The sequence below is a fragment of the Nitrospirota bacterium genome (assembly GCA_040757595.1).
Taxonomy (GTDB): Bacteria; Nitrospirota; Nitrospiria; order Nitrospirales; family Nitrospiraceae; genus JBFLWP01.
In genome coordinates this window covers 1-2,500 of record JBFLWP010000013.1, presented here as the reverse complement: position 1 = coordinate 2,500, position 2,500 = coordinate 1, and the positions used below count along the sequence as shown (strand labels likewise).

Here is a 2,500-nt window from a genome sequence, read left to right as displayed (position 1 = left end):
GTAAGGAGGGTTCCATGACCGCCTGGCTGCCGTTCGCCCTTGTCGCTGCCCTGCTCTTCGGTTGCGCGCCCACGAAACAGGCGCGATCCATGGAAACCTCCGGTTTTCTGGGCGACCTCTACCCGAAAATGCGCAAGGGCGAAGACGGCGAGGGATTGCTGGTCTACAGGAACCCGAAGATCGCCCTGATCCCCCGGGGCACCTACAAAAAGATCCTCCTGGACCCGGTCCAGATCTGGGGCGAGGCGGCAAGCGACCCGGCCAAGCAGAAGGAGATGCAGCAGGTGGCGGACATGCTGCACGGCCTGATCTACAAGAGCCTGTCGAAGGACTATGAAATGGTCTCCACCCCCGGCCCGCACACCCTGCGTCTCCAGGCGGCGCTGACCAGGGCGGACAAGGCCAACGTCGTGCTGCGCGCCGTCTCCGCCGTGCCCGCCCCGATGAACGTGCTGGCGCTGGGCTCCGTGCTGAAAAACGCCGGCACCGGCAAGCCCCTCTTCGTCGGCGAGATCAGCGTCGAAGCCAGGTTCCTCGACGCCCAGAGCGGCGAAGTGCTGGCCGCCTCGGCGGACCGCCGGGTCGGCAACAAGCGCCTGGATGCGGACTCCTTCGACTCCTGGGACGACGTCTACAAGGCCATGGAGTTCTGGGCCGAGCTGATGCGCTTCAGACTCTGCGAGCAGCGGGGCGGGAACAACTGCGTCAAACCCAAAGGTTGAGCCCCGGCGCTAGCCGGCTGCTTGGCGCGCCGATCGCCCTATTTCCCGCTTATCCGCGTGTCCCATCGGTGCCATTCGCCATGATCAGCCCCGTGCTCAGCCCCCGTCGCACCGTCGAGTGATCCGGGTTGCGAAGAGGCGTGGCTCTCGCCCCGCTCCCGGCCCTCGTCAGCGCCTGCGACCAAGACCAACGGCACAAAACCAGGTTTGACATAGGATGGAGCCTATGGGATGCTGACGGCACGATGAGGTTCTCCCGCCGCACGATCTTGAAAGCCGGAAGCCTCGGCATCCTGGCCGGTCTGACCGGCGGCTGCGACTCCGTGGGCAGCGTGTTCGGCCGCATGTTCGCCATGCCCCCGCGCGAGACCGTCTACTTCACGCCCAACGCCAAGTTCTACGTCGTCAACTACATGGACTCCCCGTTCAACGTCTCGCGGGACGTGAACGTCGAACAGTGGCGCGTGCACGTCAAGGGAGAGGTGAAGAAGCCCGTCTCCCTCGGCTGGCGCGACATCCTCAACCGCGATGCGTTCGACCAGGTCGTCACGCTCATGTGCATCGACACGCTCCCCGGCGGCGACAGCCTCGGGAACGCCCAGTGGCGCGGCATCTCGCTCAAGCAGCTCCTGGAGGACGTGGGCGCCGACGAGGAAACGGCGCGCGACGTGGTCTTCCGCGCGGCCGACGGCTACGAGGACAGCATCCCCTTCGCCCGCGCCGTGCAGGATGACGTCATGCTCGCCTACCTGATGAACGGCGAGAAGCTCCCCAAGGAGCACGGCTTTCCGCTGCGGCTCATCGTGCCCGGCCTCTACGGGATCAAGAACGTGAAGTGGATCACCGAGATCGAGGTCTACAACGGGGACTTCAAAGGCTACTGGCAGCGGAAGGGCTGGACCGACGACGGCACGATCAAGATCTTCTCCCGCATCGACTCGCCCGGCCACTACCAGGCGCTCAAGGGGCCGGAGCAGACCTTCCGGGGCATCGCCTTCGGCGGACCGAACAGCATCGCGAAGGTCGAATTGAGCTTCGACGGCGGCAAGACCTGGCAGCAGACCGAGCTGGAGCCGCCCATGTCCCCCTACTCCTGGGTCATCTGGAATCATCGCTGGCGCCCGCCCAAGGCCGGCAAGTTCCAGGTGGTCGTCCGCGCCACCGACACGAAGGGCCAGCTCCAGATCGCCGAGATCGTCCGTCCCCAGCCGGCCGGCGCCTCCGGCTACCACACGATCGTCGCCGACATCGAACAGGTGTGAGAGGGCTGGGCTGACGAAGGTGGGCAGTTCCCGCTGCTTACTTGAAGCGGCCAGACCTGGCCAGCGTGAAAGTCGGGAAAGGACTCCCGGTACTTTTTCTAGCCTCAAGCTAGTCTTCGACCCTACCCTTCGCTGCCCTCTGAGCAATCGCCCTGTCGACCAAACCTCTCACGGTGTCGGAAGTATTCACAACTTCAAATTTCTGCATAAAAGCAAGCGGGCCAAGTTCCAGAAACAGTTTCCCCAGTACCTCGTCCGCAAAGCTGCTGGAGATGACTGGCACGTCCGAGAAGTCGACAAAGATCTTCTGGTCAGGACATAGCGCAGCTAGGTTTTGCAGCTTGATCTTAACTGGTCTAGCTGCGGCTCTTGTCCCAAATGATTCCACTTGTCGTGCCCCACTTAAGGTTTGGACAGGTAGAATAGGTCAGGAGGGATAATGGAAGCGACGATCAAACCTGTCCAGAATGGGCGTGGGCGGAAGCGGCGGTGGCCGGCTGAGCAGAAGCTCGCAGT

General features: G+C 63.5%; 3 protein-coding genes. 2 read left to right on the top strand and 1 reads right to left on the bottom strand.

Going from position 1 to position 2,500, the window contains the following annotated elements; translation table 11 throughout:
* Window positions 1-14 precede the first annotated feature (14 nt).
* Complete coding sequence (locus AB1411_12145) at window positions 15-722, top strand: DUF3313 domain-containing protein (protein ID MEW6544349.1); 708 nt, start codon at window positions 15-17, stop codon at window positions 720-722.
* Window positions 723-967: 245 nt separating this feature from the next.
* On the top strand, window positions 968-1,984 hold the full coding sequence (locus AB1411_12140) for a molybdopterin-dependent oxidoreductase (protein MEW6544348.1): 1,017 nt from the start codon (window positions 968-970) through the stop codon (window positions 1,982-1,984).
* Window positions 1,985-2,093: 109 nt separating this feature from the next.
* On the opposite strand, the gene AB1411_12135 is transcribed toward AB1411_12140, so the two are convergent.
* Window positions 2,094-2,372, bottom strand: a complete 279-nt coding sequence (locus AB1411_12135) for an STAS-like domain-containing protein (protein ID MEW6544347.1) — start codon at window positions 2,370-2,372, stop codon at window positions 2,094-2,096.
* Window positions 2,373-2,500 lie beyond the last annotated feature (128 nt).

Bases quoted from the DNA above. Each gene is read 5' to 3' on its own strand.
- AB1411_12140 (MEW6544348.1), top strand. From the start codon at position 968: ATGAGGTTCTCCCGCCGCACGATCTTGAAAGCCGGAAGCCTCGGCATC.
- AB1411_12145 (MEW6544349.1), top strand. From the start codon at position 15: ATGACCGCCTGGCTGCCGTTCGCCCTTGTCGCTGCCCTGCTCTTCGGT.